The 26,649-nt window shown below is 68.3% G+C and carries 29 protein-coding genes, 1 tRNA gene and 1 pseudogene; 17 read left to right on the top strand and 14 right to left on the bottom strand.

The window, feature by feature from the left end; genetic code table 11:
• The coding region (locus C0461_RS06640) for an NAD(P)-dependent oxidoreductase (RefSeq protein WP_292105051.1) at nucleotides 1–734 on the bottom strand (734 nt) is incomplete at its 3' end.
• A 102-nt stretch (nucleotides 735–836) separates the two neighbouring features.
• Here C0461_RS06640 and gcvA point away from each other — a divergent pair.
• Nucleotides 837–1,766 carry a transcriptional regulator GcvA gene (gene gcvA, locus C0461_RS06635; RefSeq protein ID WP_292105050.1) on the top strand — a complete coding sequence of 310 codons (930 nt, stop codon included), beginning with the start codon at nucleotides 837–839 and terminating at the stop codon, nucleotides 1,764–1,766.
• Here gcvA and queG read toward each other — a convergent pair.
• From queG to C0461_RS06620, 3 genes are read right to left on the bottom strand one after another with little or no spacing between them, the layout of a single operon-like run.
• The gene (queG, locus tag C0461_RS06630) at nucleotides 1,763–2,800 is read right to left on the bottom strand and encodes a tRNA epoxyqueuosine(34) reductase QueG (protein ID WP_292105048.1); all 1,038 of its coding nucleotides are present in this window, start codon (nucleotides 2,798–2,800) and stop codon (nucleotides 1,763–1,765) included. The genes gcvA and queG overlap by 4 nt on opposite strands.
• A gap of 31 nt (nucleotides 2,801–2,831) precedes the next feature.
• The gene (locus tag C0461_RS06625) at nucleotides 2,832–3,521 is read right to left on the bottom strand and encodes a glutathione S-transferase family protein (RefSeq protein ID WP_292105047.1); all 690 of its coding nucleotides are present in this window, start codon (nucleotides 3,519–3,521) and stop codon (nucleotides 2,832–2,834) included.
• A gap of 37 nt (nucleotides 3,522–3,558) precedes the next feature.
• Nucleotides 3,559–4,509: a cation diffusion facilitator family transporter gene (locus C0461_RS06620; protein ID WP_292105046.1), complete on the bottom strand. Its 951-nt coding sequence runs from the start codon at nucleotides 4,507–4,509 to the stop codon at nucleotides 3,559–3,561.
• A gap of 165 nt (nucleotides 4,510–4,674) precedes the next feature.
• Here C0461_RS06620 and C0461_RS06615 point away from each other — a divergent pair, with 165 nt between their 5' ends.
• The gene (locus C0461_RS06615; RefSeq protein WP_292105044.1) at nucleotides 4,675–5,838 is read left to right on the top strand and encodes a citrate/2-methylcitrate synthase; all 1,164 of its coding nucleotides are present in this window, start codon (nucleotides 4,675–4,677) and stop codon (nucleotides 5,836–5,838) included.
• Between the two features lie 41 nt (nucleotides 5,839–5,879).
• The gene (locus C0461_RS06610) at nucleotides 5,880–6,686 is read left to right on the top strand and encodes an undecaprenyl-diphosphate phosphatase (RefSeq protein ID WP_292105042.1); all 807 of its coding nucleotides are present in this window, start codon (nucleotides 5,880–5,882) and stop codon (nucleotides 6,684–6,686) included.
• On the opposite strand, the gene C0461_RS06605 is transcribed toward C0461_RS06610, so the two are convergent.
• Nucleotides 6,683–7,642: a complex I NDUFA9 subunit family protein gene (locus tag C0461_RS06605; RefSeq protein WP_292105041.1), complete on the bottom strand. Its 960-nt coding sequence runs from the start codon at nucleotides 7,640–7,642 to the stop codon at nucleotides 6,683–6,685. The two genes, C0461_RS06610 and C0461_RS06605, sit on opposite strands and share 4 nt — an antisense overlap.
• A 183-nt stretch (nucleotides 7,643–7,825) precedes the next feature.
• Here C0461_RS06605 and C0461_RS06600 point away from each other — a divergent pair.
• The 8 genes from C0461_RS06600 to C0461_RS06565 all read left to right on the top strand — a co-directional run bounded on the left by C0461_RS06600 (nucleotide 7,826) and on the right by C0461_RS06565 (nucleotide 13,978).
• Nucleotides 7,826–7,912, top strand: a tRNA-Leu gene (locus C0461_RS06600).
• Nucleotides 7,913–8,001: 89 nt separating this feature from the next.
• Entirely contained in the window at nucleotides 8,002–8,616 is a 615-nt protein-coding gene (locus tag C0461_RS06595) for a ribonuclease D (protein WP_292105040.1), read from the top strand.
• A gap of 2 nt (nucleotides 8,617–8,618) precedes the next feature.
• Nucleotides 8,619–9,278: an LPS export ABC transporter periplasmic protein LptC gene (gene lptC / locus C0461_RS06590; protein WP_292105039.1), complete on the top strand. Its 660-nt coding sequence runs from the start codon at nucleotides 8,619–8,621 to the stop codon at nucleotides 9,276–9,278.
• 6 nt (nucleotides 9,279–9,284) lie between these two features.
• On the top strand, nucleotides 9,285–9,815 hold the full coding sequence (locus C0461_RS06585) for an LptA/OstA family protein (RefSeq protein ID WP_292105038.1): 531 nt from the start codon (nucleotides 9,285–9,287) through the stop codon (nucleotides 9,813–9,815).
• Between the two features lie 143 nt (nucleotides 9,816–9,958).
• Nucleotides 9,959–10,669 carry an LPS export ABC transporter ATP-binding protein gene (gene lptB, locus C0461_RS06580; protein ID WP_292105055.1) on the top strand — a complete coding sequence of 237 codons (711 nt, stop codon included), beginning with the start codon at nucleotides 9,959–9,961 and terminating at the stop codon, nucleotides 10,667–10,669.
• A gap of 143 nt (nucleotides 10,670–10,812) precedes the next feature.
• Entirely contained in the window at nucleotides 10,813–12,645 is a 1,833-nt protein-coding gene (gene typA, locus C0461_RS06575; protein WP_292105037.1) for a translational GTPase TypA, read from the top strand.
• Nucleotides 12,646–12,743: 98 nt separating this feature from the next.
• Complete coding sequence (locus tag C0461_RS06570; RefSeq protein ID WP_292105036.1) at nucleotides 12,744–13,280, top strand: hypothetical protein; 537 nt, start codon at nucleotides 12,744–12,746, stop codon at nucleotides 13,278–13,280.
• 197 nt (nucleotides 13,281–13,477) lie between these two features.
• Complete coding sequence (locus C0461_RS06565; protein WP_292105035.1) at nucleotides 13,478–13,978, top strand: superoxide dismutase; 501 nt, start codon at nucleotides 13,478–13,480, stop codon at nucleotides 13,976–13,978.
• Between the two features lie 69 nt (nucleotides 13,979–14,047).
• On the opposite strand, the gene C0461_RS06560 is transcribed toward C0461_RS06565, so the two are convergent.
• A complete protein-coding gene (locus tag C0461_RS06560) occupies nucleotides 14,048–14,296 on the bottom strand; it encodes a GlsB/YeaQ/YmgE family stress response membrane protein (RefSeq protein WP_292105034.1) in 249 nt (82 codons plus the stop codon).
• A 198-nt stretch (nucleotides 14,297–14,494) separates the two neighbouring features.
• Between C0461_RS06560 and C0461_RS06555 the strand changes: the two genes are divergently transcribed.
• Nucleotides 14,495–14,884: a helix-turn-helix transcriptional regulator gene (locus C0461_RS06555; RefSeq protein ID WP_292105033.1), complete on the top strand. Its 390-nt coding sequence runs from the start codon at nucleotides 14,495–14,497 to the stop codon at nucleotides 14,882–14,884.
• 50 nt (nucleotides 14,885–14,934) lie between these two features.
• Nucleotides 14,935–15,723: a histidinol-phosphatase gene (hisN, locus tag C0461_RS06550; protein ID WP_292105031.1), complete on the top strand. Its 789-nt coding sequence runs from the start codon at nucleotides 14,935–14,937 to the stop codon at nucleotides 15,721–15,723.
• Here the strand turns inward: hisN and C0461_RS06545 are convergent.
• The 3 genes from C0461_RS06545 to C0461_RS06535 form a co-directional block, all read right to left on the bottom strand.
• A complete protein-coding gene (locus C0461_RS06545) occupies nucleotides 15,720–16,742 on the bottom strand; it encodes an alpha/beta hydrolase (RefSeq protein WP_292105053.1) in 1,023 nt (340 codons plus the stop codon). The genes hisN and C0461_RS06545 overlap by 4 nt on opposite strands.
• Before the next feature lie 20 nt (nucleotides 16,743–16,762).
• On the bottom strand, nucleotides 16,763–17,659 hold the full coding sequence (locus tag C0461_RS06540) for a methyltransferase (RefSeq protein WP_292105029.1): 897 nt from the start codon (nucleotides 17,657–17,659) through the stop codon (nucleotides 16,763–16,765).
• 143 nt (nucleotides 17,660–17,802) lie between these two features.
• Nucleotides 17,803–18,684 carry a methyltransferase domain-containing protein gene (locus C0461_RS06535; protein WP_292105052.1) on the bottom strand — a complete coding sequence of 294 codons (882 nt, stop codon included), beginning with the start codon at nucleotides 18,682–18,684 and terminating at the stop codon, nucleotides 17,803–17,805.
• Between the two features lie 249 nt (nucleotides 18,685–18,933).
• Here C0461_RS06535 and C0461_RS06530 point away from each other — a divergent pair, with 249 nt between their 5' ends.
• Nucleotides 18,934–19,395 (top strand): Hsp20 family protein, encoded by a 462-nt coding sequence (locus C0461_RS06530; RefSeq protein ID WP_292105028.1) that lies wholly within the window; start codon nucleotides 18,934–18,936, stop codon nucleotides 19,393–19,395.
• A gap of 52 nt (nucleotides 19,396–19,447) precedes the next feature.
• Here C0461_RS06530 and C0461_RS06525 read toward each other — a convergent pair whose 3' ends face one another.
• From C0461_RS06525 to gpmA, 3 genes are read right to left on the bottom strand one after another with little or no spacing between them, the layout of a single operon-like run.
• Nucleotides 19,448–20,722 carry a pentapeptide repeat-containing protein gene (locus tag C0461_RS06525; RefSeq protein ID WP_292105027.1) on the bottom strand — a complete coding sequence of 425 codons (1,275 nt, stop codon included), beginning with the start codon at nucleotides 20,720–20,722 and terminating at the stop codon, nucleotides 19,448–19,450.
• Nucleotides 20,723–20,771: 49 nt separating this feature from the next.
• Nucleotides 20,772–21,398 (bottom strand): bifunctional diaminohydroxyphosphoribosylaminopyrimidine deaminase/5-amino-6-(5-phosphoribosylamino)uracil reductase RibD, encoded by a 627-nt coding sequence (gene ribD / locus C0461_RS06520; protein ID WP_292105025.1) that lies wholly within the window; start codon nucleotides 21,396–21,398, stop codon nucleotides 20,772–20,774.
• On the bottom strand, nucleotides 21,395–22,108 hold the full coding sequence (gpmA, locus tag C0461_RS06515) for a 2,3-diphosphoglycerate-dependent phosphoglycerate mutase (protein WP_292105023.1): 714 nt from the start codon (nucleotides 22,106–22,108) through the stop codon (nucleotides 21,395–21,397). The genes ribD and gpmA overlap by 4 nt, the downstream gene beginning before the upstream one ends.
• A gap of 127 nt (nucleotides 22,109–22,235) precedes the next feature.
• Here gpmA and C0461_RS06510 point away from each other — a divergent pair, with 127 nt between their 5' ends.
• Complete coding sequence (locus tag C0461_RS06510) at nucleotides 22,236–22,379, top strand: hypothetical protein (protein ID WP_292105022.1); 144 nt, start codon at nucleotides 22,236–22,238, stop codon at nucleotides 22,377–22,379.
• An 18-nt stretch (nucleotides 22,380–22,397) separates the two neighbouring features.
• Entirely contained in the window at nucleotides 22,398–23,897 is a 1,500-nt protein-coding gene (locus C0461_RS06505; protein ID WP_292105020.1) for a phosphomannomutase/phosphoglucomutase, read from the top strand.
• Here the strand turns inward: C0461_RS06505 and C0461_RS06500 are convergent.
• On the bottom strand, nucleotides 23,894–24,913 hold the full coding sequence (locus tag C0461_RS06500; protein ID WP_292105019.1) for a putative sulfate exporter family transporter: 1,020 nt from the start codon (nucleotides 24,911–24,913) through the stop codon (nucleotides 23,894–23,896). The two genes, C0461_RS06505 and C0461_RS06500, sit on opposite strands and share 4 nt — an antisense overlap.
• Nucleotides 24,914–24,927: 14 nt before the next feature.
• Nucleotides 24,928–26,277 (bottom strand): phosphoglucosamine mutase, encoded by a 1,350-nt coding sequence (gene glmM, locus C0461_RS06495; RefSeq protein ID WP_292105017.1) that lies wholly within the window; start codon nucleotides 26,275–26,277, stop codon nucleotides 24,928–24,930.
• Nucleotides 26,278–26,448: 171 nt separating this feature from the next.
• Here glmM and C0461_RS06490 point away from each other — a divergent pair.
• Nucleotides 26,449–26,649 (top strand): annotated as a pseudogene (locus C0461_RS06490) (glutamine--fructose-6-phosphate aminotransferase); the annotation flags it as partial.

Below are 26,649 nucleotides of genomic sequence, written 5' to 3'. Positions count from 1 at the left end.
TGGATGATGACGTCGGCGTCCTGCAGCACGCGCAGGGCCTTGAGGGTCAGCAGCTCGGGATCGCCCGGCCCGGCGCCGACGATGTGCACCACGCCGTGCTCCGGCACCGCCACGTTCAGCAGGCGCAGCATCTCGCGGCGGGCCTCGGCCTCGCGGCCGTGGGCCACCAGATCGGCGGCGGGGCCCCGGAAGGCCCGCTCCCAGAAGCGGCGGCGCGCCATGAAGTCGGGCACTGAGGCCTTGACCGTCTCGCGCAGTTCGCCGGCCAGCCGGGCCAGCGGGCCCAGGGCGGCGGGCAGCACCGCCTCGATGCGTGAGCGCAGGTCCCGCGCCAGGATGGGGCCCAGCCCGCCGGTGGCCACGCCCACCACCACCTGGTCGCGGTCGATCAGGGCGGGGGTCTGGAAGTCGCTCAGGTGCGGGCGGTCCACCACATTGACCTGGGCCCCCGTGGTGCGCGCCATGGCGGCCAGACGGGCGGCGTCGCCTGCGTCCTCCACCGCGATGAACACCAGCCGGGCGCCGGCCAGATGCTCGGCGGTGGGCTCGGCGAAGACCGGCTTGGGCGCGCCATTGGGCCACTCACGGCGGTCGGCGACTTCGCCGACGGCGAACCACGACAGGGCGGCGGGCGAGGTGGTGAACAGACGCAGCTTGGCCAGCGCCGCTTCGCCGCCGCCGATCACGGCGACGCGGACGTCGGTCAAGGGAATGGAGGCCAGGAAGACGCGCATGGGGCGGAACTCTTGAAACGAGCCGCGATCCAACACCCGGGGCGGGGCGCCTCACAAACCATTATGCCTTGCGCTCTGTGTTAGGAAATCTAATGACGGGTCATGGCCAGACCCTTGTTACCCCTCAACGCCCTGCGCGCTTTCGAAGCCTCCGCCCGGCACCTGAACTTCAGCCGCGCCGCCGACGAGCTGGCGGTGACGCCCGGCGCCGTCAGCCAGCAGATCCGCCTGCTGGAGGACATCGTCGGCGCGCCCCTGTTCCGGCGCGAGCCCAAGGGGCTGGCCCTGACCGATCTGGGCCGCGCGTCGATCCCGCTGCTGCGTGAGGGCATGGAGCGCCTGATGGACGCCTCGGCCCTGCTGCGCGAGCCGCCCCGCAAGAAGCAGATCAGCGTCAGCGTGGCGCCCTCCTTCGCCGCCAAATGGCTGATGCCGCGCATGGACCGCTTCCACGCCGAGCATCCGGAGGTGGAGGTGTGGATCTCGGCCGACATGGAGCCGGCGGACCTGTCGGACGGCACGGTGGACGTGGCGGTGCGCTACGGCCCCGGCGGCTACGCCAACGCCCATGTGGATCTGCTGATGACCGAACAGGTGCTGCCGGTCTGCGCCCCCGGCCTGATGAACGGCGACAAGCCCATCCGAAAGCCCGCCGACCTGGTCCACCATGGCCTGCTGCACGACGTGTCCTCGGACGCCGATCCGGGGCGGCCGGACTGGGCCATGTGGCTGAAGGCGCGCAAGGTGCGCCATCCCGATCCGCGCCGGGGATCGCGCTTTTCGCAGTCGAGCCTGCTGATCGAGGCGGCGGTGGCGGGGCGCGGCGTGGCCCTGGCCAAGCGCACCCTGGCCCAGGCGGACCTGAGCGCGGGACGGCTGGTGGCCCCCTTCCCCGACGGCAGCCAGACCGTGGGCTTCGCCTACCACATCGTCACCCCCCGCGACCGCCCGGCCTCGCCCAGCGCCATCGCCTTCGCCGACTGGCTGAAGCGCGAGGCGGTGGACCACGAGAACAACATGGATCAGCTTTAGGCGGCCCTCAGCCGGCCCAGCGCCCAGCCGGCCGCATCACGCACCACCGGGGCCGAATCCTCCAGCAGGCGTTCGGCCGACGGGATCAGGGCGGGATCGCCGCTGTTGCCGATGGCGTAGAGCACATTGCGCACGAAGCGGTCGCGGCCGATGCGCTTGACCGGGCTCTTGGTGAACAGGGCGCGAAATGCCACGTCGTCCAGCGCCGCCAGATCAGCCAGACGGGGCGCTTTCAGACTGTCCCGGGCGTGCAGCCGCGCCTCGTGCGCCCCTCGGGCGAACTTGTTCCACGGACAGACCGCGAGGCAGTCGTCGCAGCCGTAGATGCGGCTGCCCGCCGCCACGCGGAACTCCTCGGGCCACGGCCCGGCGAATTCGATGGTCAGGTAGGACAGGCAGCGCCGCGCATCCAGCTGGAACGGGGCGGGAAAGGCGTTGGTGGGACAGGCGTCCAGACAGGCCCGGCACGAGCCGCAGTGCTCGTCCTCGGCCGGGTCGGGCGCATAGTCCGCCGCCGACAGGATGACCCCCAGGAACAGCCAGTTGCCGTGGGTGCGGCTGAGCAGATTGGTGTGCTTGCCCTGCCAGCCGAGGCCCGCGCGCTGGGCCAGCGGTTTCTCCATCAGGGGGGCGGTGTCCACGAACACCTTCACCTCCGCGCCCGACCGGGCGGCCACGATCCCGGCCAGCTGCTTCAGCCGGCCCTTGATCAGCTCGTGATAGTCGTCGCCCCGGGCATAGACCGAGATGTAGCCCGCCGAGCGGTCCTCCATCTCCGGCAGGGGATCATGCTCGGGTCCATAGTTGAGGCCCAGGACGATGGCGGTGCGGGCGTCCTCCCACATGGCGGTGGGATGAGCGCGGCGCGCCAGCGTCGTCTCCATCCATTCCATCTCGCCGTGGCGGCCCTGATCCACGAAATGGGCCAGCCTTTCGCCCGCGCTCCACGGCTCGGCCGCCGAGGCGAAGCGGCAGACGTCAAAGCCCAGCGCCGCCGCCCGGCGCCGGATCTCGTCTCGGGGGTCCTTGGCCATGGGGCGCGATAGCGCGCGCGGCGGCGGAAAGCTAGAAATCCAGATCCGCGTAATGCACCGGCGGGGCCACGCCGGGGAAACGGTCGCCCAGCAACGGCCGGAACGACGGCCGCGACTTGATGGGCGCGTACCAGGCCTTGAGCGCCGGGAACGAGGCCCAGGGCATCTCGCTGAAATAGTCCATCACGGAGAAATGCGCGGCGGCGATCAGGTCCGCTTGGGTCATGCGCCGGCCGGACAGCCAGTCGCGCCCCTTCAGCAGGTCTTCCAGCTCGGCCAGATGCTGACGCAGGGCCTCGCGCCCCTGACGCAGACCGCGCGCGTCCGGCGGCCCCAGCTTCAGGATCGCCTTCTCCAGACGCTCGTGCAGCAGCACGGCGTTGACCTCGTCATTGAAGCGGCGCTCGAACCAGGCGGTCAGCCGCCGGGTCTCGGCCCGCTCCACGGGGTCCACCGGCATCAGCAAGGGGCCGCGCGCGCTGTCCTCGATCCAGCCCAGGATGGCGCCCAGCTCGCACAGGGTCAGGGTGCGGCCGTCGAGCAGGGTGCGCACCACCGGCGGCATGCCGGTGGGATTGACCTGGCCCAGGATACAGTCCGGCTCCCACGGCTTGACCGGGCTTTCGCTGAATTCCACCCGCGCCTCGCCCAGCGCCAGGCGGGCGGCGCGCGAGGCCGGATCGAACGGGTAATGCAACAAGGCGGCGACGGGCGAAGACATGGACGAACCCATGCGCCCGTCGTCCTTAATCCCGCGTTTACTCCGTCACCGGGACGCCGGTTGAGGGCTCAGCATTGCCCTTGACCCCGCCATGGGCGCGGGTGCGGCCGCGCGGGTCGGGATGGATCAGAATGTCGGCGCCGGGAAAGGCCTTCAGGATACGGGCCTCGGCCTCCACGACGACCCCGTGAGCCGCTTCCAGAGTCTGTTCGGGCTCCAGGTCCGCATGCATCTGGATCATCAGCACAGTCCCGGCCATGCGGGTGCGCAGCTGATGCACCCCCCCGATACGCGGATCAGCGAGAACAGCAGCAACGATGCGGGCGCGGGTCTCGTCGTCCACGCCCTTGTCCATCAGATGGTCGGCAGAGCCCCCGAGCATGCCCAGCGCGCCCCAGAACAGCCAGACAGCGACGATCAGGCCGGCAGCCGCGTCCAGGCCGGCGGCGCCAAGGAATGCGCCGGAAATCACCCCGATCAGAACCACGATATTGGCTCCGATATCGGCGGCGTAGTGGGCGCGGTCGCCCCGAACCGCCATTGAGCCCGTGGCGCGTATCGCCCGGCTCTGCATCCAGACCAGACCCACGGTTGCGACCATGGAGATCACCATCACCCCCACAGCCCAGCCTCCGGCGGTGACCGGGCGGGGATCGACCATGCGCTGCACCGCCTCCCAGGCGATGAAGACCGCCGAAGCGAACACCAGTCCGGCCTGGACCAGCGCGGCCAGCGCCTCGGCCTTGCCGTGACCATAGCGGTGCTCGTGGTCAGGTGGGGCCGCAGCCCAGCGCACGGCGAAAAACACCGCCAGGGATGCGATCAGGTCCAGCACCGAATCCGTCAGTGAGGCCAGGATGGACACCGAGCCCGAGGCGCCCAGGGCAAATGCCTTGATGGCGATCAGGAACACCGCCACCCCCACCGACAATGTCGTGATGCGGCGGTTGGCGGCGTGGGGATCCAGTGGCGTGGCTTTCTCGGTCATCAGGGGTCTTGTGGCGCAACAGCGGGGTCCGAAGCAACCGAACCCGGGGCGTGGTCAAAAATTGCCGCGCCTGTCATGAAATCGCCCTTTCCGGGGAACAGTTTGTCAATGTTGATCGTGCCAGGTAGGCCAACCGCATGAAGATCGCAGGACAAGGGAGCCGTCATGGAGACCGCCCAGCGACACTGGATCGGCCGCAACGAGGCCCTTGACCGCTTGGGGGTGAAGACCCAGACGCTCTACGCCTATGTCAGCCGTGGACGGATCACCGCCCGCCCCGACCCTGAAAACCCCCGACGCAGCCTGTACGCCGCCGATGACGTGGCCCGGCTGTGCGACGGCTCGCCCGGGTCGGCCGCCCCGGCCGTCATCGGCGCCTCCGCCGTACGCGGCGAGGCAACGGTACAGTCTTCGGTCACCGCCATCATCGGCGGCCGTCTGTTCTATCGCGGGCGCGATGCTATCCAGCTTGCCGAACACGCCACACTCGAGGACGCGGCCCGGGTGCTGTGGAACGCCCGTGACGGCAATCCCTTCGCCACGCTGAAGCCCCGCATCGACGTGGCCTATGCCGGTCCCTCGCGCTCGCGGCTGCTGCAATTCATCGCCCGGCGTGTGGACGAGGACCCGCCGGCTGCCGGCCGGGCGGCGCGCGACCTGACCGTCGAATGCGCCGGGGTGCTGAGCGAGATGGTGGACGCCATCGTCGGCATGGGCCCGCGCCTGCACCTGCACCAACGCCTGGCCCGCGCGTGGAAGATTTCCGAGCGGGATTCCGGCATTCTGCGCCGGGCCCTGGTCCTGTCCGCCGACCACGAACTGAACGGCGCCGTGCTGGCCGCGCGGGCCGTGGCGGGCACGGGCGCCAGTCCCGCCGCCGCCGCCATGGCGGGCCTGGCCGCCCTGACCGGCCCGGACGTCAGCCGCCAGCTGTCCGCCGCCAGCGCCCTGGTTCTGGACGCCCGGCGCGATCCGGAAGACACCGTGCGCCGCCGTATGGATCAGGACGGCCGCCTGCCCGGCTTCGGGCACGAGCTTTATCCCGACGGAGACCCCCGCGCCGCCGCCCTGCTGGCCGCCGCCGACCTTCCCCCCGACCTGGCGAGCCTGGTGGAGGCGGGCGAACGGGCCACCGGGCTCAAGCCCTCCTTCGACCTGGCCCTGGCCCTGATCGTGCGGCGCTTCAATCTGCCCCGCGACGGCGCCTTCGACCTGTTCGCCATCGGGCGATCGACAGGGCTTCTGGCCCATGCGCTGGATCAATTGCTGGAGGGGGCGCCCATCCGCGCCCGCCTGCGCTATGTGGGCGTCGAACCGGGCGCTCACTGAGGGGCGCCGGGACCATCTGACCAAGACGGGGGATTCGCCGCATGGGCGACTGGCTGCTGGCGCTTTTGCTCGGGATCGTCGAGGGCCTGACCGAATTCATTCCCGTCTCGTCCACCGGCCATCTCTTGTTGCTGGGCCACTTCCTGGGCTTCGAGAGCACCGGCAAGACCTTCGAGGTGGTGATCCAGCTGGGCGCGCTTCTGGCGGTCATCACCGTCTATCTGCGCCGTCTCTTCCAGCTGGCGACCCAGTGGCCTCATGACCCCCAGGCGCGCCACTTCCTGATCGGCCTGCTGGTGGCCTTCCTGCCGGCCATGGTGATCGGCGTGTTCATGTACGACATCATCAAGACCGTGTTCTTCGAGACGCCGGTGATCATCTGTGTCTCGCTGATCATCGGCGGCTTCGTCCTGTTGTGGCTGGACCGTCGGCCCATGACACCGGTGCATCTGGACGCCGCGAAATATCCCATGCGCATGTATCTGATCATCGGCGTGGTGCAGTGCCTGGCCATGATCCCCGGCGTGTCCCGCTCGGGCGCCACCATCGCGGGCGGGCTGCTGCTGGGCGCCGACAAGCGGTCGGCGGCGGAGTTCTCGTTCTTTCTGGCCCTGCCCACCATGGGCGCGGCGGTGGCCTATGACCTGTTCCAGAACCGCGCGGTTCTGGACTTCTCGGACTTCGGCCTGATCGCCATCGGCTTCATCGCCGCCACCGTCACCGCCTTCCTGACCGTCAGGGCCGTGCTGGCCTTCGTGACCCGGCACGGCTTCGCGGTCTTCGCCTGGTGGCGGATCCTCGTCGGAACCGTGGGGCTGGCCGGCCTGTGGCTGACCGGCGCCCTCTAGGCCGCAGCCGGTTCGGCGAACTGGCCGCCCCGGCGATAAAGCCACAGATAGGATGGAGCGATGACCTCCATCCCCGTCGGCATGATGCCCAGGGCGGCGAGGCCCTCGGCGCCGTCCGGAACCACATTGTCGGACTGGAGCATCAGAACCTGATCACGCGTCAGGGGAGGAGCGATCCCGAACAACTCGCCCAGCTGCATCACTGAGCCCATGGCCCGCGCCACCGGGAACGGCAGGGGCAGCAGGACTTTCTCGCGGTGCGTTTCACGCAGGATCAGCTCCAGAATTTCCCGGAAACTGTAGATCGACGGCCCGCCCAGCACGAAGGTGCGCCCGGCGAGCTCGGGGCGCGTCGCTGCCGCCGCCACCGCTTCGGCCACATCGCCGACATGAACAGGCTGGAACCGCGTCTCGCCGCCGCCGATCAGAGGCAGTACCGGCGACATGGACGCCATGGCCGCGAACCGGTTCAGGAAGGCGTCGCCGGGCCCGAACACCACCGAAGGGCGCAGGATCACCGCGCCGGGCACCTGCTTGCGCATGATGGCCTCCGCCTCGGCCTTGGAGCGGGCGTAGAGGGAGGGCGAGGCGGCGTCCGCCCCGTTGGCCGAGACCTGAACCAGACGCGTGACGCCGTTGGCGGCGCAGCCTTCGGCGATGTAGCGGGCGGCGTCCACATGCATGGCCTGGAACCGCCGGGTGTTGAAGGTGCCCACCAGATTGATCACCGCATCGGCGCCGCGCAGGGCCGCCTCCACGTCCGCCTGACGGGTGACGTCACAGCGCATCAACTGGATCTGCCCCACGTCGCCAAGGGGGCGCAGGTCATGAGCGGTGTTGGGCTTTCTGACAGCCACGCGAATGCGCCAGCCCAGCCGCGCCAGTTCGCGCACGGCCTGGCCCCCGATGAAGCCCGAGCCGCCGAAGACGGTGACGAGTCTGGACGATGCGGTCATGACAAATGCTCCGGGGCGACGCTCTGGGCCGGAATTGATCCCGTCCGGCGCGCCGGGGATAGACCAAGCCATCGGCCCCCGCAACGCGCGCGCGGTCCGTTATGCGCAATATGATCAGAACCGCCATTGACCGCACGTTTTCCCTGCCTTAAGGGTCCGCGCCTTCCGAGGGGAAACCTTCGGGCCCAGGTGGCGGAATTGGTAGACGCGCTGGCTTCAGGTGCCAGTGATCGAAAGGTCGTGGAGGTTCGAGTCCTCTCCTGGGCACCATATTTTTCGGCGGCGCCGTGTCTTGGGACGCGGCGCCGTTCGTCTATGATGATCCGGACAAAGCGCACCGGATTCTGTACGAGGCCCTCATGACCGTTCACCTTCACGAAGGCGACCTGCCCGGCGATCTGGACCTTGGTCCGGTGGTGGCGGTGGATTCCGAGACCATGGGCCTGCGCCACAACCGCGATGACCTGTGCGTGGTCCAGCTGTCGTCCGGCGACGGCGACGCCCATGTGGTGCGCCTGAATCGTCCGGCCTACGACTGCCCCAATCTCAAGCGGGTGCTGGCGGACCCGGCGGTCCTGAAACTGTTCCACTTCGGTCGCTTCGACATCGCCATGTTCGAGAACCACCTGGGGATCGAGACCGGCCCGGTCTACTGCACCAAGATCGCCTCCAAGCTGGCCCGCACCTACACCGACCGGCACGGGCTCAAGGACGTGGTGCGCGAACTGGCGGGAGTTGACCTGTCCAAGGCCCAGCAATCCTCCGACTGGGGCGCCGAGGTGCTGAGCCCCGAGCAACTGGCCTATGCGGCCTCTGACGTACTGCACCTGCATGTGGTGCGCGAGCGGCTGGACGCCATGCTGGCGCGCGAGGGCCGCACCGAATTGGCCCAGGCCTGTTTCGACTTCCTGCCCGCACGCGCCCGGCTTGACCTGCAAGGCTGGGAAGACTCCGACATCTTCGCCCACACCTGATCATGAGCGATCCGACCCCCGGCGATGACCTGAAGGCGGCGGATGAGCGCCGGGTTGTTCTGGCGGGCCGACAATGGCGCGCACGCTCGCGGCGAGTCATGCTGCTTCGCCGCGTCCTGCCCATCGCCATCGCCGTGCTGGCGGGCGGAACCGTCCTGTGGGTGGGAACCCGATCCATCATCGCGGGAGTCGAGCGCAGCCGGGTTGAATCCCGTGAAGTGCGCCTGTCCAACCCCATGTTCCATGGTCAGGACGAGCAAGGCCGCTCCTTCGTCATCGGCGCAGCGCAGGCGGTGCGTGATCCGGACACCGGGATGTTCCGGCTGGACGCTCCGGTCATGCGGCTGACGCTGGAGGCCGGCAAGACCAGTGAACTCTCGGCCGGTCACGGCCTCTATGACGAATCGTCCCGCACCCTGATCCTGCGCGGGCAGGTGATCATCGAGGACGCAGGCGCGGGCTTTCGCTTCGTCACGCCCGAGGCCGTTGTGGACACACGCACTGGCGTCGTCACCGGCGACAAGGGCATCCAGGGCGCCGGCGCCCTTGGAACAATCGACGCGTCGTCCTATGCCATCTACGAACAAGGCGGCCGGGTCGTGTTCAGCGGCTCTGGCGATGATAAGGTCCGGACCACGATCAACACCGGCGGGGCCGGATAGGGAATTATGATCATGCGGCGCATGACAATCGCACTGATGGCGGCCGTTCTGGCGGCGAGCGGTCTGGCCAGCGTCGGCTGGACCCAGATTTCGCGCAGCAGCGCTCCGTTCATGATCAATGCAGATGACGTCGAATTCGACGAGCAGCGCGGCCTGATCAGCTACGTCGGGCGTGCGGAGGCGATGCAGAGCGAGAACCGTCTGCGCGCAGGACGCTTCGACGTCTACTACAGCCGCTCCGGAGACCAGGGATCCTCCGCCGTCACCAGCATGGGCGGCCTCAATCGCGTCGAAGCCATAGGTGAGGTCTATTTCGTCACGCCCGAGCAGGTCGTGCGAGGTGATCGCGCCGTCTATACGGCCGCCAACGACACCCTGGTCGTCACCGGGGATGTGATCCTGCGCCAGGGCGATAACGTCATGACCGGCTCCAGCCTCAGCATCAACATCGGCACCGGTCGCGCTCGCATGGAAGGCGCGCCCACCGGAAACGCCGGACGCCGGGTGCAGGGCGTTTTCTATCCCGACCGGAACTGAGCCGGCTCTTGGCGCGCAAGGAGCTCTCAGCCCTGAACCGACCGCCCCGGCCGAGGCGCGAACGCGCCTCCAGGGACGCCGCGTCGCTTGAGGCCGCGCCCGAGGCGGCGGCCACACCCTCGTCCGCCGATCGTCGCAAGGGCCTGAGTGTGGAGAACATCGCAAGATCGTTCGGAAAGCGTCAGGTGGTGCGCAATGTTTCGTTGCACGTGAACCGGGGCGAGGTGGCCGGCCTGCTGGGGCCCAACGGTGCGGGCAAGACCACCTGCTTCTACATGATCACCGGCCTGATTCCGGCCGATTCCGGCGCCATCTGGCTCGATGGCGAGGAGATCACCCGCCAGCCCATGTACCAGCGGGCCCGCATGGGTCTGGGGTATCTGGCTCAGGAAGCCTCCATCTTCCGGGGCATGACGGTCGAGCAGAACGTGCGGGCGGTGGTGGAGCTGAACACCGTCGGCGAAAAGGCGGTTTCCGACGAGGTGCGCCGCCTGCTGGAAGAACTGCACATCGATCATCTGCGCGAGGCTCCGGCCACGGCCCTGTCGGGCGGTGAACGCCGCCGGGTAGAGATCGCCCGCGCCTTGGCCGGAAAACCGTCATTCATGCTGCTGGACGAGCCTTTCGCCGGGATCGACCCGCTGGCCATCGCCGACATCCGTCAGGTGATCCGCTATCTCGCCGATCGCGGCATCGGGGTGCTGATCACCGACCATAACGTGCGTGAGACTCTGGACATCATCGACCGCGCCTCCATCATTCACGGCGGCGAGGTGCTGTTCGAAGGAACGCCCGGCCAGATCATCAGTGATCCCGACGTCCGCCGGGTCTATCTTGGCGACCTCTACGGCTGATCTCGAAAGGTGTAGCGCACGCCCGCGCTGGCCTTTTGGCCGCGCCTCCTATATGAGGCCCCCGCCTCCCCGATCCGCAAATCCAGCGGCCCGAACGGACCGAGCCGGTCCGCGCGCCCGCCTTACACGTCTGAATCATCGCCATGAACCTTCGCAACGTCGCCATCATCGCCCACGTCGACCACGGCAAGACCACCCTGGTGGACCAGCTGCTGGCCCAGTCCGGCGTTTTCCGAGCCAACGAGGCGACCACCGAACGCGCCATGGACTCCAACGACCAGGAGCGCGAGCGCGGCATCACCATCCTGGCCAAGGCCACGAGCGTGCTGTGGAACGGCAAGGCGGGCGAGACCCGCATCAACATCATCGACACTCCCGGTCACGCCGACTTCGGCGGCGAGGTTGAGCGGATTCTCGGCATGGTGGACGGCTGCGTCCTGCTGGTGGACGCCGAGGAAGGGGTCATGCCCCAGACCAAATTCGTGCTGACCAAGGCCCTCAAGATGGGCCTGAAGCCGATTCTCTGCATCAACAAGGTGGATCGCGCCCACGCCGATCCGGACCGGGTGCACCTGGAGACCATCGACCTGTTCTCGGCCATCGGCGCCACCGAAGAGCAGCTGGACTTTCCGCACATCTACGCCTCGGGCCGAAACGGCTGGGCGACCCTGGACCTGAACCAGCCCTCCGACACCCTGGCCCCGCTGTTCGACCTGATCGTCGAGCACGTGCCGCCGGCGCCGGTCGCCCTGAACGTCGACAAGCCCTTCCAGATGCTGAACGTGCTGATCGAGTCCGATCCGTTCCTGGGCCGCCTGCTGACCGGCCGCATCGAAAGCGGCAAGGCCGTGCCCGGCATGGCTATCAAGGCCCTGGACCGCGACGGCAAGCAGATCGAACAGGGCCGCATCACCAAGGTGCTGGCTTTCCGTGGCCTGAAGCGCCAGCCCGTGGAGGAGGGCGCACAGGCCGGAGACATCGTCGCCATCGCCGGCATGTCCAAGGCCACCGTGGCGGACACCCTGTGCGCGCTGGAAGTCACCGAGGCCCTGCCCGCGCAGCCCATCGATCCGCCGACCATCTCCATGACCGTGGCCGTCAACGACAGCCCGCTTGCCGGCCGCGAGGGCGACAAGGTGCAGAGCCGGGTCATCCGCGACCGCCTGCTGAAAGAAGCCGAGTCCAATGTGGCCATCCGCGTCACCCAGACCCCGGGCGCCGACGCCTATGAGGTCGCCGGCCGCGGCGAACTGCAGCTGGGCGTTCTGATCGAGAACATGCGCCGCGAAGGCTTCGAGCTGTCCATCTCCCGCCCCCGAGTGGTCTATCAGACCGGCGAGAACGGCGAGCGGCTGGAGCCCATCGAGGACGTGGTCATCGACGTGGATGACGAATACTCCGGCGTGGTCATCGAAAAGCTGTCGGCCCGCAAGGCCGAGCTCAAGGACATGGGCCCGTCCGGCGCCGGCAAGACCCGCATCCAGCTGATGTGCCCGTCACGCTCGCTGATCGGCTATCAGGGCGAGTTCCTGACAGACACCCGCGGCTCCGGCGTGCTGAACCGCGTGTTCAGCCACTATGAACCCTACAAGGGGGCCATTGAGGGCCGTCTGAAGGGCGTGCTGGTGTCCAACTCCGACGGCGAGACGGCGGCCTTCGCCCTGTGGAACCTGGAGGATCGCGGCGTCATGTTCGTGGGCGCGGGCGAAAAGACCTACCAGGGCATGATCATCGGCGAGAACAGCCGCTCCGACGACCTGGACGTGAACCCCATCAAGGGCAAACAACTGACCAACGTGCGGGCCTCCGGCAAGGACGAGGCCGTGCGCCTGACCCCGCCGCGCCGGCCCTCGCTGGAACAGGCCATCGCCTATATCGAGAGCGACGAACTGGTTGAGGTGACGCCCAAGTCCATCCGTCTGCGCAAGCAGGTGCTGAACCCCTCCTTCCGCAAGAAGCGCGTCAAGGAAGCCTGACTGAACGACGTTAAGCCTGTCCCGGAATGAAACTCGGGACGGTCTTGGCGGGTTTCTCCTGCTGGTGGGGGCGCAATACACCCGCCAAGGAGACGAACATGCACAGGACTCTTCTCACCGCCAGCGCCGCCGTACTGGCGCTGGCAGCCTTCCCCGCCGCGGCCCAGGTGGTCGGAAACGTCGGCGGTCAAGTGACCGGCCAGGTCGGTGGCCAGGTGGCCACCCCGCCCCTGGGCTCGACAATCGACCGGACCCAGGATCTGAGTCGCGACACAGTACGCGACACCGGTCGCATCACGCGCGACACGGCTCGGGACGCCCAGGACACTCTTGGCCATACGCCTGAAGTGGACGCGGAAGTGGCTGCCGACGCCCAGGCCGACGCGGGCGTGAACGCCTCCAGCGCCTCGGCTGATCTGGACGTCGAGGCCGGCGCAGTGGTCCATGCATCCGACGGCGCCATGCTCGGCCAGGTGGTGAATGTGACTCGCGACACGGCCGGCCGCGTGCAGTCCCTGGCTGTACGCACCGCTGACGGCGCTGTCCGCACCGTCCCCGCCGCCGGCGCCTCGGTTGAAGGCGGCGCTGTGGTCACGGCCATGACCGAAGCCGAGTTCGAGGCTCAGCCCCAATAGGGCCGACCTCGGGGGCTGGCGAACGGCCGTCCCTCACGAAATCTCCAGACGGCCGTCTTGGCCTCGTCCCTGGCCGATCAGGAATCGGTCGAATGGGGCGGGGCCAAGGTCATTTCTGGGCGCGGGAAACAATCCGAAATCTGTCGTGTTCACTTCTATGCGAGCGCCTCCCGGCTCGCGAAACAGGAGATTTCATCATGATCCGCAAGACCGCTCTTCTGACCGGCGTGGCCGGCGCCCTGATGTTCGCCGCTCCCGCCTTCGCGCAGGAAGTCCCGACTGAAGCCCCCATGAGTCAGCCTCCCATGGAGCAACCTGCGGCTGAGCCCGAAGCCAGCGGCTCGGTGGTGCCTGGAGCCGAGGTTCGCGCTGCTGACGGCGCCTCGCTTGGCATTCTTGAGGGTGCCGGCGTGGACGCCTCGGGCCAGCAAACCCTGCAGATCCGCACGGCTGACGGCCAACTTCGCGAAGCGCCCATCGACGGCGCCGGCCTGGACAACGGCGCCGTGGTTCTGGCCTGGACCGAAGCCGAGTTCGAAGCCGCCCCCGCTGTGAGCGACGCGTCATCGAACGTCTCGGGTGCTGAAGCCCCGCTTCCGGGGGAAGCCGAAGCGACCGATGAGTACAAGCCCGAAACCGAGGCCTTGCCGGAACCCACGCCGGAAACCATGCAGCCGGTCGAGGAACCCCAGTCCTGATCCCGACTGACCCTGCATAAGAAAAGGGCGGCTCCTTCGAGCCGCCCTTTTTGCTCTCTGAAGCTTTTCCTAGCGACGCTTAACGAGGCCCAGAATAAACAGCAGAATGATCGCGCCGATGGTGGCCACGATGGTCGAGCCGATCCAGCCGCCCCAGGTGAAGCCCAGCGCATTGGCGACGAAGCCGCCGATCAGGGCGCCGACGACGCCCACGATCAGGTTTGTCAGCAGGCCGTGGTTGCGGCCCATGATCTGTTCCGCCAGCCAGCCGGCGATGATGCCGATAATGATCCAGGCGATCCAACCCATTCCACCCATGTCGATTTCCTTCCGTTGATAAACGAGGGTCGGCCTTGTAATGCGCCGACGCGGTCAAGGTTGCCTGATTGCAGCCACATTGCACACCCGAAAGGTGAATCGCCTCCCGCACCGCGCGAAACCGGCATGGCCCTTGCGCCGTGACTGGCGAGCTGTCCCGTAGTGGAACAGCGGTCGCCAAACGAGGAGGGGCTCAACATGGCCACCGAAATCGATCTTCATCTGGGTCGCCGCCTGCGTCGCCGCCGCCGCCTGCTGGGCCTGACCCAACAGCAACTGGCCGTACAGGTGGGCATCCGGTTCCAGCAGATTCAGAAATACGAATGCGGCGCCAACCGCATCTCGGCCGCTCGCCTGTGGCAGCTGGCCGAGGCGCTGGAGACGCCGGTCAACTATTTCTACGACGGTTTGACCGAAGCGCTGGAACGCAAGGATGCGGGCGGCCCGGGCAACGGGAACGGCGGCGAAATGTTCTCCCGCAAGGAGACCATCGACTTGATCCAGGCCTACTACCAGCTCGGCGAGCGTCCGCGTCGTCGGCTGCTGGACCTGGCCAAGTCGCTGCACGCCACGCCGGAAACGGCCTGAGCGCCTTAAGATCGTGACGCGTCGGCGGGCGCACTGTATGCCCGCCGGTCATGACCTCTTTTGAAGCCTTCGCCATCGACCTGGCCCGCGCCGCCGCCGCTGTCACCCTGCCCTTGTTTCGCACCGACTGCGGCGAGGAGGACAAGGGAGAGCCCGGCGCCTTCGATCCTGTAACCCAGGCTGACCGCGACGCCGAGGCCGCCATGCGGCGGCTGATCACCGAACGCTTTCCCGACCACGGCGTCATCGGCGAGGAGTATGGCGAGGATCGCCCGGACGCCGAATACGTCTGGATGCTGGACCCAGTGGACGGCACGCGCGCGTTCGTCGCAGGCCTTCCGCTCTGGACCACCCTGATCGCCCTGCGCCATGAAGGGCGCCCCGTAACGGGCGTCATCGCCCAGCCGGTGATGGACGAGATTTTCCTGGGCGGTCCGTCAGGCGCTGTGCTGTGTAAGGGTGGGGAGCCCCCCTGCCCGCTCAAGGTTCGCACCTGCGCCCGCCTGAACGACGCGGTCATCGCCACCACCGATCCCGACATCTTCACCGGCGCCGAGCTGGGGGCGTGGACCCAGGTGCGGGCGGCCGCGCGACTGGCTCGACTGGGCTGCGACGCCTACGCCTACGCCATGATCGCCGCCGGGCGCATTGACCTTGTAGCCGAGACGAGCCTGAAACCTTGGGATTGGTCCGCCCTGGTCCCCGTGGTCGAGGCTGCAGGCGGCAAGGTGGTCAACTGGCGCGGGCAGGCGCCCGATGACAGGGGCCAGGTCCTGGCGGTGGGCGACGAGAGCCTGATTGATCAGGCCCTCGTGACACTCAGGCGCGCGGCGCTCTAGGCCAGTTCGGCTGACTCAGCCTGAGGTTGTTGCGATCCACGCGGCGCGAGATAGTCAACCATGGCGTCGAACTCCCGCAGGAACGCGGCGCGAAGGTCATCGGTCTCCATGATGACCTCGTGCCTGGCGCCCTCCACCTCCACATACCGCCCGCGACCGAGACGCTTGGCCGCCCAGCGGTTGGTCTGCTTCCAGACGACGGTGTCCTCACCCGCCTGGACAATGGAGACGGGCACGGTGACCCGCTTCAGGGCCTTGGGTTTGAGGGCCCGCTCGCCCGCATCGAAGGCGAAGGCCAACCAGCCCCAGGTCGGCCCGCCCAGCGCCAGGTGCGGGCAGGCGTAGAGCTGTTGGCGCCATAACTCATAGCGGCTCTCATCGGTGGTCAGGGCGTCGGTCTCGAAGGTGTGGTCGAACGGATCGTCCGGATCATCCAGCACATAGTCGCCGGCCTTGCCGTGGCGCAGGTTCCACTTCACCGCCATCCTGGCCGACCACAGTGACCGTTTGCCCGTACGGATTCGCAGCATGGGGCTGGACAGCAGCGCCCCGGCGAGGCGGGTCTCCCCAGCCTCGAGCGTGAGGAGGTTCAGGGCCGCGCCCATGGAATGACCAATCGCGATCCACGGCTTGGGCAGCCGCGCCTCGAAAGCGTCCAGCAGTCGGGCGTAATCGTCCAGAAATTCCTCCACCGCCCGGGCGTGACCGCGCAGCCGGTCGGGCAGCAGACGCGCCGAAAGACCCTGGCCCCGCCAGTCATGGGCCAGCACGCAGAAGCCCCGGGCCAGCAGATTGCCGATCAGTTCGAAATATTTCTCGATGGGCTCGGTCCGGCCCGGACTGACGATCACTGTGCCGCGCGGCGCATCCTCGATGGACGGCGACGGCGTCCACAACGCCGCGCGCAGACGAAGCCCCCCTGCGCCCCGATACCACTCACCCACGCCGCCGGGAGGCGAGGATGCGCCCGGCACGCCCATCAGGGGAGCGTTCGCGGCAAAGGCCGCAGCGCGGTTCACGCCGGGAGCGGTGGAGGCGTTCATTCGGGTTTCCGGAACTTCAGGGTCATGCGGTCGCTCTCGCCGATGGCGTCATAGCGGCTGCGGTCAAACTCGGGATCGGCGGGCTCGCCCGGCGGAGCGCTCACACTGTTGGGCGGTAAGGTGTCCACGCCGAAGGGGTGGTCCTTGGTGTCTTCGGGGTTTGCATTGACCTCGCTGGAGGCCACGAAGATGAAGCCCGCCTCGGCGGCCAGTTGCTTGACGAAGGCTTCCTGCACATAGCCTGTGGCCGCTGCCGGATCCTGATCACCACCGGACGCGCCGCGATGCTGCTCCACACCCAGGACGCCCCCGGGCTTGAGGGCCGCATAGGCGTCGGCGAAGGCCTTCTCCGCAATGCCCGCCGCCATCCAGGCGTGGAGGCTCCGCAGGAACAGGGCCATGTCGATGGTGCCGGCCGGAGCCAGGGGGCCGCTGGTGGGGCCGAAGGCGGTGACCTGCACGTCTCCGTAGAGCCGCCGGTCCGCCGCGAAACGCCCCTCGAACCGCGCCATGACCTGACGCAGGGCCGGGTCGGCGTCCGGGCCAATCTCGAAGCCGGCCGCATACAGCCTGCCGCCGCCGCGGTTCAGATAAGGGGCCAGAATTTCAGTGTACCAGCCGACGCCGGGCCACATCTCCACCACGTGCATCTGAGGCTGGATGCCGAAGAAGGTGAGGGTCTCAACCGGATGCCGCCACTGGTCACGGCCGCGGTCATGGACCCGCCAGGCCCCGGCCACGGCCCATTCCAGGCTGCCTTCCGGCGCCGGGGGCGGGCCTTCGGGCTCCCCCTCGACCACCTCGGGCTCAGCATCGCGTCCGCAGGCGGACACCAGCGTCAGGCCCGCCAGGGCCGCCCCGCCCGCCAGCAGCCGCCGGCGCGAGGCGGACATCGCCTGATTCCAGGACCGATCAGCCATAAATCCCATGTGCCGCAAGACTCGCGTTTGCAGACCGCCCCGACACGGCCACCGCCTTGGACTTAAAGCGGTTCACCATACCCGTCAAAGCGCGCCGTGACGCACCGAAACGATGATCATCCGGGCTTGCGGAAGCGCAGGGTCATGCGGTCGCTTTCCCCAATGGCGTCGAAGGCGGCGCGTTCGGCCTCGGTGAGCGTGCGGCCGTCCTGTTCGGTGCGCCGGACCGGCGGCAAGGTCCAGACACCGAACGGGTGATTCCGCTCATCCGCCACATTGGCGTTCAGTTCGCTGCGGGCGTCCAGTTCAAAGCCGGCGGCCTGGGCCGCCCGGATGACATAGCTTTCGGGCACATAGCCGGTGGAGGCGGTTTCGGCGACGTTCAGGCCCTCCTCGGCCCGGTGCTGCTCGACCGCCAGCACACCGCCCGGTTTCAGGGCGCGGAAGAACTCGGCCATATAGCGGTCCGTGAGATCGGCGCGGGCCCAGTTGTGGAACGCCCGGGCGACCAGAACCATGTCGGCCGTCCCGTCCTCGACGCCCAGACCCGAGGCAGGCCCGAAATTCACCGCGCGGGCGGCCCCGCCAAACGCCGCCAGCTCCTGCTCCAGTCCGGCGCGCGCCTCGCGGGCGCGGTCCGAAACGGTCGGCGCCTCCAGGTCGATCCAGGCGGCGACATACTCACCGCCGGTGCGCTGGGCATAGGGGGCGAGGATTTCCGTCCACCATCCCGCGCCGCCGGGTTCGATCTCCACCACTGTCAGGCCGGGGCGCAGGCCCCAGAAAGTCAGGGCCTCGTAGGGGCGCCGGTGCTGGTCCCGTGCGCTGTTGGCGGCGGCGCGGGTCTCCGAGGCGATGATGTCGGCCAGCACGGCGTCTTCGGCGTGAACCGGTGCAGCGGCGGAGCCGCGGGCGGGCGCGTCCGGCGTCTGGGCCAGGACGGCGGGCGCGGTCAGGGCGAGAAGGGCGGCGGCGAGGGTCAGGCGGCGCATAGGGATCTCCCGATCATTGGACGGTCTCCGTTGCGGGCACCCTAAAGGCCCTGCGCCCCTGGGCAAGCGGCGTCTGATGAAATCGTCTGCGGACCCCTTGCGGGGGATTTCGGCTCTCCTATTTCAGTTTCCGAGAGCGCCGGTTCGCCGGGCTTTCACGGTCGCGGCGGGGCCCATCAGGGACCGCCAGAGACCGGCACCGTCCGTCCCCGGAAACGGGGCGGTTCAACCTTGCTGTGCATCAGGAGGATTGTAATGCGCACCATCGACTTCACCCCCCTCTACCGTTCCGCCGTGGGTTTCGACCGCATGGCCAACCTGCTGGAAAGCGCCGCGCGCACCAGTGAGGCCGGCGGCTGGCCGCCCTACAACATCGAGACGACCGGCGAGAACGCCTACCGGATCGAGATCGCCGTGGCCGGCTTCAAGCCCGACGAACTGAACATCGAGGTCAAGGAGAATCTGCTGACCGTCACCGGCCGCCGCACGGCCAATGACGAGAACGAACGCACCTTCCTGCATCGCGGCCTGGCCGAGCGCGACTTCGAGCGCCGCTTCCAGCTGGCCGACTATGTGGTGGTGAGCGAAGCTGGCCTGAACAACGGCCTTCTGACCATCGAGCTCAAGCGCGAACTGCCCGAGGCGCTCAAGCCCCGGCGGATCGAGATCAACGCCGGCCCGGCCCTGATCGAGGGCAAGGGCAAGAAGGCGGCGTAACGCCTGAACTCATCGAAAAACCGGGAAAGGGCGGTCTTCGGGCCGCCCTTTCCTATTCGTGGTCCAGCACCAGTCCGCGCACGCCGTGCATCTGGGCGGCGAGGAACTCGGCATGGCGCGTCTGGGCGCCGTGCAGAGCCGCACGGCTCAGGTCCGCCTGGACCAGAATGGCCCGTCGCAGGTCAGCGCCCGAAAGGTCGGCGCCTCGCAGATAAGCCCCGGTCAGGTCAGCGGGCAGCAGTCGGTCCTGGGCGATCATCAGCGGGCCCAACTGCACCTCGCGCAGATCCGCCCCGGTCAGGCGGGCGCCCTTCAGACGGGCGCCGCGCATGTCCGCGCCTCGCAGCTTGACCGAGCGCAGGTCTGCACCCTCCAACTGGGCGCCCTGAAGCTGCACGCCCTCCATGTCGAGGCCGTAGAACACAGCCCGCTTCGCCGACAGGCCTGTGAGGGTCAGGGCCCGGATGCTTTTCAGGCTGCGCAGGTCCACGTCATCGAAGACCGAGGGCTGGCCCTCGGCGCCGCCGGTCTCGCACCAGATGGCGTGTTCGCGCAGCATATCGGCGGCCGGCAACTTGGACACCGGCGCACCAGAGGACTTCTCGTCGGTCAAGGCCCCTGTCATGTCGGCCCCGTCAGTCCGCCACATGGCGCGCTTGGTGCCCACCAGCACCGTATCCCGCAGGTCCGCCCCGGTCAGATCGGCCCCGGACAGATCGGCCCCAGCCAGATCAGCGCCGTGGAAGTTGGCCTGTTTCAGATTGGCCCGGACCAGTTTGCAGTCCTTCATCATCGCGCCGGAGAAGTCCGCCGCGATGGCGATGATCCCGCTCAGCTTGGATCGCTCCAGATTGGCGCCGGACAGATTGGCGCCCGAGGCCCGCGCCCGGTCCCGCACCAGATGTTCGACCATGCGAAAACCAAGCTTGGAATCCGCCGCCGCGATGGCGCCTTCCCGCAGGTCGGCCTCGAACATGTCCGCCCCGGTAAGGTCGGCGCCGCGCAGGCAGGCCCCGCGCAGGTCGGCCCGTCGGAGACTGGCCTCGACCAGAATGGCGTCCTGAAGATCGGCGCCGAACAGCACCGCATTGTCCAGGCGTGTCCCGCTCAGGTCGCAACCGCCCATGTCGGCGGCCGAGAAGTCCGCGTCTGTCAGGTTGCGGCCCCTCAGGCTCAGGCCCGAGAGGTTCATCCAGGTGAACACCGCCCGTGCGCCGCCGGGCTTGGCCTGCCACAATCGGTCGTGCCGGGCGCAGATGGCGTCCAGCTCGGCCTGGGTCAGCCGCCGCCTGTTGGCGGGATCAATGGGGGCGGTTTGCGCGGACATGGCCCCAGACTGCCTGACCGGCGCTTAAGAAAGCGTTGGAATCCGGGACCTATTCGGTCAGCAGACCGTGTTCGCGCAGGGCCTCGGCCAGGGGGCCGGGCGCGGTCCACAGGCGGGTGTAGCCCGCCTCGCCCAGCCGCTTCAGTTCGGTGGCCAGATCCGCCTTGGCCGAGGCGGCGAACTGACCGTCGAAGCCATCGCCGGTCTCGCTGAGACGAACCATGGGACGGCCCGACTCCAGGCGGTGCAGATAGCCTTCGTACAGGACCGCCGCCTCGTCGCTGAGCACGCCGGTCTCGACCTCAAGCCCTCTCGCCTTGACCCGCTCCACCCCGCGCCCGGCGGCGAAGGGCGACGGGTCCAGACAGGCGATGACCACCCGCTCGACCCCGGCGTCGATCAGATACTGGGCGCAGGAGGTGCGGCCCGAAGATCGCGCCCCGCACGGCTCCATGGTCACGTAGGCGGTCGCGCCCCGGGCCTTGTCCCCGGCGGCGGGCACGGCCTGCTCTTCCGCATGGGGACGTCCGCCGGGCGCCGTGGCGGCCTCGGCGACCACCGCGCCGTCCTTGACGACGACACAGGCCACTGCGGGATTGGGCCAGGTCTTGCCCATCTGGTCCCGGGCCAGGCCCACGGCCCGGCGCATGAACTCCTGATCGCGCGGATCGCTCATGACAGCGCCGGCAGGGGCTGAGCCCTGTCCTCATCCAGATAGCGCGCCGAGACAGGCTTCAGATCGGCATCCAGTTCGATGTCGAGCGGATTGCCGGTGGGGATCTCCACCCCGACGATGCGGTCGTCCGGCACGTCGAACAGATGCTTGACGATGGCCCGCAGGGAGTTGCCGTGGGCGGCGACCAGCACGTTTTCGCCCCCCTTCAGGCGCGGGGCGATGGCGCTGTTCCAGTAGGGCAGAACCCGCTCCAGCGTGATCTTCAAGCTTTCGGTGTCGGGAATGTCCTGCCCGGCGTAGCGGGGGTCGGCGGTGAAATCGAACTCGCCCCCGGGCGCCAGCGGCGGTGGGGGCGTGTCATAGCTGCGCCGCCAGATCGTCACCTGCTCCTCGCCATGCTTTTCGGCGGTCTCGGCCTTGTTGAGCCCGGTCAGGCCGCCATAGTGGCGCTCGTTCAGCCGCCAGTCCTCGATCACCGGGATGTCCTTCAGGCCCGCAGCCACCAGCGCCATGGCTCCCGTGCGCTTCGCCCGGTTCAGCACCGAGGTGAACATGACGTCCGGCTTGAAGCCCGCCTTGGCGATCAGCTCGCCGCCACGTGTAGCCTCGGCCTCTCCCTGGTCGGTCAGGTCCACGTCCACCCAGCCGGTGAAGCGGTTCTCCAGGTTCCACTGGCTCTGGCCATGTCGCAGCAGGATCAGTCGGGGCATCGGTGTCTCCAGTTGGACCTGACCGGGTAGGACCGGCGCGGGCGGGGGTCAACCCGCAAGCGTAGCGCCGCGCCATCCGTTCCTTGCGATGTTGTGGCGGACAAAACGGCCCTGCTATAGCGGAGCCATGCGGAACCGACTGTTCTTCCCCCTCATGGCCCTGATCGCCATCGCCATGATCGCCCTGGCGCTGAATTGGCCCGAGGGCGAGGCTGGACGGGGCGTGGCGACAACGCCCGCCGACGCGCCGCCGGCTGCGCCCGCCGGCTGACGCCCTTGCGAGGGACCCATGCTGAAACCTCGTCCCGGCCTGGCTCCTGACACCGCTGACACCGACACCCGGGCCCTGGTGAAGCCCACCGGGTTCCGCGAGTACGACGCCCGCTGGATTCTGGGCTCGGAGATCAACCTCCCCGGTTTGCGGGCGCTGGGTCTGGGGCTGGCGACCTACATCCACGAGATCGGGGTGCGGCCGCGCATCGTGGTGGGTCACGACTTCCGGTCCTATTCCCAAAGCGTCAAACAGGCCCTGACGCTTGGCCTGATGCAGGGCGGCATGGAGGTGGTGGACATCGGTCTGGCCCTGTCGCCCATGGCCTATTTCGCCCAGTTCGCCCTGGACGCCCCTTGCGTGGCCATGGTCACCGCCAGCCATAACGAGAACGGCTGGACCGGGGTGAAGATGGGCGCAGAGCCGCCGTTGACCTTCGGGCCTGAGGAGATGAGCCGCCTGAAAGCCATCGTGCTGAACGGCGACGGCGTCGCCCGTCCCGGCGGACGGCTGGAGCACATCGAGGGCTTCCGCGCACGGTATCTGGACGAAGTGACCGCCGGGTTGACCCTGAGCCGTGCTCTCAAGGTGGTGGTCGCCTGCGGCAACGGCACGGCTGGCGCCTTCGCGCCCGAGGCCCTGCGCCGCATGGGGGCGGAGGTGATCGAGATGGATTGCGATCTCGACTGGGCGTTCCCGAGGTACAACCCCAACCCCGAGGACCGCGCCATGCTGGGCGAAATGTCCCGGCGGGTGAAGGAGACCGGCGCCGATCTGGCGGTGGGCTTCGACGGCGACGGGGACCGCTGCGGCGTGGTGGACGACACGGGCGAGGCGATCTTCGCCGACAAGATCGGCCTGATGCTGGCCCGCGACCTGTCGGCCCTGCACCCCGGCGCGACCTTCGTGGTCGATGTGAAGTCCACGGGGCTGTACAGGACCGATCCTGTGCTGGCCGCAAACGGCGCAATCACCGTCTACTGGAAGACCGGCCACAGCCACATCAAGCGCAGGCTCACCGAGATGAAGGCGCTGGCGGGCTTCGAGAAGTCGGGGCACTTCTTCTTCAACGCGCCCATCGGGCGCGGCTACGACGACGGCATCGTGGCGGCGGGTGCAGTGCTGTCCCTGCTGGACCGACATCCCGGCAAGCGGTTGTCGGATCTGAAGGCCGCCCTCCCCGCCGCCTTCACCTCCCTGACCATGAGCCCGCACTGCGTCGACGAGGCCAAGTACGCGGTCGTGAAGGCGGTGACCCAAGACTACCTGGCCCTGCTTGCTGCCGGCGGCGACATTCTCGGCCGCAAGGTGGTGGAGGTCCTCACCATCAACGGCGCGCGGGTTCATCTGGAGGACGGCTCGTGGGTGCTGGTGCGCGCCTCGTCCAACAAGCCGGAACTGGTGGTGGTGGTCGAGAGCCTGCGGTCGCAGGATGACATGCGCGACCTCTTCCACAGGGAGGTGAAGCCCCGGTTGGCCGTCCACGACGCCGTCGGGGCCTGGAATCAGGAAATCTAGAGAAGGGTCAGCAAGCCGATCAGACCCAGCGCCAGCACGACCAGCAAGGCCAGCGACAGCACGGCGGCCAGGGCCACGCGCGGGCCGGACCGGAGCACCGCGCGCAGGTCCGTGGTGAGGCCCAGCGCCGCCATGGCGATCACCGTCAGGACACCGGCCACGCCCGTGATCGGCCCGATCAGCGCCTCCGGGATCAGGCCGAAGGACCGCAGGGCCGCCATGGCGATGAAGCCGAGTATGAACCACGGGATCAGGCGCGCCAGTCCTGGCTTCTGACCCGCCCGGTCCCGGGATGTCAGGGCCAGGACAATGCAAACCGGGCCCAGCATCAGCACCCGCGTCAGCTTGACCAGCGTGCCCACCTGCGCGGCCGCCAGCCCCATGGGGGCCACCGCCGCCAGAACCTGTGGCACCGCATAGACCGTCAGGCCCGCCAGCACGCCCGCATCGGTGATGGACAGGCCGAGCAGGCCCGCCAGCACCGGCAACAACAGCACCATGCCGACGCCCAGAACGGCGGTGAAACCGATCGCCGCCGAGACCTCCTCGCCCCTGGCCCCGATCACCGGCGCCACAGCGACGATGGCGGAGTTGCCGCAGATGCCGTTGCCACACGCCACCAGCAGGGCGGCGTTGCGCGAGAGGCCGCACCAGCGACCCAGCCAGTAGCCCCCGGTCACGCCAAAAGCGACCACCAGCACGATGCCGAGCAGCAGCGCCGGGCCCATGGCCGCCAGGGCCGGGGCGCTGAGCGAGGCGCCCAGCAGCACCACCGCCACCTCCAGCAAAAATCCGGCGCTGAACGCCACACCCGCACGAAAGGTCTCCGGCGGCGGCCAGAAGGTTCGCACACCCGCCCCGATCAGAATGGCCAGGACAAGGCCTTCCAGCCAGATGCGGTCGAACACCCGCGTCTCGAAACTCTGCAGACCCATGGCGACGGCGGCCACCGCCAGGCTCAGGGCCATGCCGGGCGCCAGGGCCGTGATCCGGGTCAGGAGCGGGGTGGGGGTCATGGCGCGGCGGCCGTTCAGCCCGCCGCCTTGACCGCCTCGGCGATCTCATCGACCACCGCGTTCACCAGTCTGGCGTCGTCGCCTTCGGCCATGATGCGGATCAGGGGTTCCGTGCCCGAGGCGCGCACAACCACCCGGCCGGAACCGTTCAGGCGCGTCTGGCCGGCGGTGATCGCGTCCGTCACCCCTTTGTCCGTCAGGGGATTGCCCCCCGAGTGGCGCACGTTCTTCAGTTTCTGGGGCACAGGCTCGAACTGGGCGGCCAGTTCGCTCATCGGCTTGCCGGACTCCACCATCACGGCCAGCACCTGAAGTGCGGCGATCAGGCCGTCGCCGGTGGTGGCGTGGCGGCTGAGGATCAGATGGCCGGACTGCTCGCCGCCCACATTGAACCCGCCCTCGCGCATGCGCTCCATGACATAGCGGTCGCCCACCTGGGTGCGCTCAAGCGTCAGACCGTCGGCCTTGAGAACGCGCTCAAGCCCCAGATTGGACATGACTGTGGCCACGATCCCGCCGCCGGTCAGGATGCCTCGCCTGGCCCAGTCACGGGCGATCAGGGCCATGATCTGGTCGCCGTCGATGACCCGTCCCTTTTCGTCGCAAAGCGCGAGCCGGTCCGCGTCGCCGTCCAGGGCGATGCCGATGTCGGCGCCGTATCGCTTCACGGCTTCAGAGAGAGTGCGCGGATGGGTGGAGCCGCACTCGGCGTTGATGTTCAGGCCGTTCGGCTCCACGCCCACGGGGAAGACGTCCGCACCCAGTTCATAAAGGGTGGTCGGCGCCACACGATAACCGGCGCCGTTGGCGCAATCCACGGCGATGCGCAGGCCGTTCAGGTTCATCTTTCTCGGGAAGGTCGCCTTGGCGATCTCCACATAACGGGCCTGGGCGTCGTCGATGCGCTTGACCCGGCCCAGGGCGTCGGCGTCCGCCAGCCCCTGGCCCAGGTCTTCATGCATCAGGGCCTCGATCTTCAGCTCCATCTCGTCCGAGAGCTTGTATCCGTCCGGCCCGAACAGCTTGATGCCATTGTCGGCGAAACTGTTGTGCGACGCCGAGATCATCACCCCCAGGTCCGCACGCATGGACCGGGTCATCATGGCGACGCCGGGTGTGGGCAAGGGACCGAAGGTGCGCACGTCCATGCCCACACTGGCGAAGCCCGCCACCAGAGCCGGTTCGATCATGTAGCCGGACAGGCGCGTGTCCTTGCCGATCACCACCAGATGGCGCCGGTCGTCGCCGGACATGAACAACTTGCCCGCTGCCAGACCGACGCGCAGCGCGACCTCGGCCGTCATGGGGTGGCTGTTGGCGCGGCCGCGAATGCCGTCGGTGCCGAAATAACGTCGCTTGCTCACGATCCCTCCGTTTTCGCCGGGAAACCTGGCGAAACGTCTTTTTAGTTGGCGGTCACGGCCTTTCGGTTAAAGCCGAAACGATCAGGCCCGCCCTTTGCACGCGGGCTTAACGCCAGGCGCGGCCTGTGCCAAGCAGCCTGAACCCTTCGTCTCGGGAGAATAGATCAAGCCATGTGCGGAATTATCGGCGTGACCGGGACGGCCCAGGCGGCCCCTCTGATGATCGACAGCCTGAAGCGCCTGGAATACCGGGGCTATGATTCCGCAGGCGTTGCGGCCTTGGTGGACGGCCGCATCGAGCGGCGCCGGGCCAAGGGCAAGATCCGGGAGCTGGAGGCGGTTCTCGCCGATCAGCCCCTGACCTCCGTCGTC

The sequence above is a fragment of the Brevundimonas sp. genome (genome assembly GCF_013823285.1).
Taxonomy (GTDB): Bacteria; Pseudomonadota; Alphaproteobacteria; order Caulobacterales; family Caulobacteraceae; genus Brevundimonas.
Note: the sequence above shows the minus strand (reverse complement) of the source record. Positions and strands in the feature narration are given on the sequence as shown.

Coding starts and splice junctions, on each gene's coding strand:
- gcvA (WP_292105050.1), top strand. CDS start 837: ATGGCCAGACCCTTGTTACCCCTCAACGCCCTGCGCGCTTTCGAAGCC.
- queG (WP_292105048.1), bottom strand. CDS start 2,800: ATGGCCAAGGACCCCCGAGACGAGATCCGGCGCCGGGCGGCGGCGCTG.
- C0461_RS06625 (WP_292105047.1), bottom strand. CDS start 3,521: ATGTCTTCGCCCGTCGCCGCCTTGTTGCATTACCCGTTCGATCCGGCC.
- C0461_RS06620 (WP_292105046.1), bottom strand. CDS start 4,509: ATGACCGAGAAAGCCACGCCACTGGATCCCCACGCCGCCAACCGCCGC.
- C0461_RS06615 (WP_292105044.1), top strand. CDS start 4,675: ATGGAGACCGCCCAGCGACACTGGATCGGCCGCAACGAGGCCCTTGAC.
- C0461_RS06610 (WP_292105042.1), top strand. CDS start 5,880: ATGGGCGACTGGCTGCTGGCGCTTTTGCTCGGGATCGTCGAGGGCCTG.
- C0461_RS06605 (WP_292105041.1), bottom strand. CDS start 7,642: ATGACCGCATCGTCCAGACTCGTCACCGTCTTCGGCGGCTCGGGCTTC.
- C0461_RS06595 (WP_292105040.1), top strand. CDS start 8,002: ATGACCGTTCACCTTCACGAAGGCGACCTGCCCGGCGATCTGGACCTT.
- lptC (WP_292105039.1), top strand. CDS start 8,619: ATGAGCGATCCGACCCCCGGCGATGACCTGAAGGCGGCGGATGAGCGC.
- C0461_RS06585 (WP_292105038.1), top strand. CDS start 9,285: ATGATCATGCGGCGCATGACAATCGCACTGATGGCGGCCGTTCTGGCG.
- typA (WP_292105037.1), top strand. CDS start 10,813: ATGAACCTTCGCAACGTCGCCATCATCGCCCACGTCGACCACGGCAAG.
- C0461_RS06570 (WP_292105036.1), top strand. CDS start 12,744: ATGCACAGGACTCTTCTCACCGCCAGCGCCGCCGTACTGGCGCTGGCA.
- C0461_RS06565 (WP_292105035.1), top strand. CDS start 13,478: ATGATCCGCAAGACCGCTCTTCTGACCGGCGTGGCCGGCGCCCTGATG.
- C0461_RS06560 (WP_292105034.1), bottom strand. CDS start 14,296: ATGGGTGGAATGGGTTGGATCGCCTGGATCATTATCGGCATCATCGCC.
- C0461_RS06555 (WP_292105033.1), top strand. CDS start 14,495: ATGGCCACCGAAATCGATCTTCATCTGGGTCGCCGCCTGCGTCGCCGC.
- hisN (WP_292105031.1), top strand. CDS start 14,935: ATGACCTCTTTTGAAGCCTTCGCCATCGACCTGGCCCGCGCCGCCGCC.
- C0461_RS06540 (WP_292105029.1), bottom strand. CDS start 17,659: ATGTCCGCCTCGCGCCGGCGGCTGCTGGCGGGCGGGGCGGCCCTGGCG.
- C0461_RS06530 (WP_292105028.1), top strand. CDS start 18,934: ATGCGCACCATCGACTTCACCCCCCTCTACCGTTCCGCCGTGGGTTTC.
- C0461_RS06525 (WP_292105027.1), bottom strand. CDS start 20,722: ATGTCCGCGCAAACCGCCCCCATTGATCCCGCCAACAGGCGGCGGCTG.
- ribD (WP_292105025.1), bottom strand. CDS start 21,398: ATGAGCGATCCGCGCGATCAGGAGTTCATGCGCCGGGCCGTGGGCCTG.
- gpmA (WP_292105023.1), bottom strand. CDS start 22,108: ATGCCCCGACTGATCCTGCTGCGACATGGCCAGAGCCAGTGGAACCTG.
- C0461_RS06510 (WP_292105022.1), top strand. CDS start 22,236: ATGCGGAACCGACTGTTCTTCCCCCTCATGGCCCTGATCGCCATCGCC.
- C0461_RS06505 (WP_292105020.1), top strand. CDS start 22,398: ATGCTGAAACCTCGTCCCGGCCTGGCTCCTGACACCGCTGACACCGAC.
- C0461_RS06500 (WP_292105019.1), bottom strand. CDS start 24,913: ATGACCCCCACCCCGCTCCTGACCCGGATCACGGCCCTGGCGCCCGGC.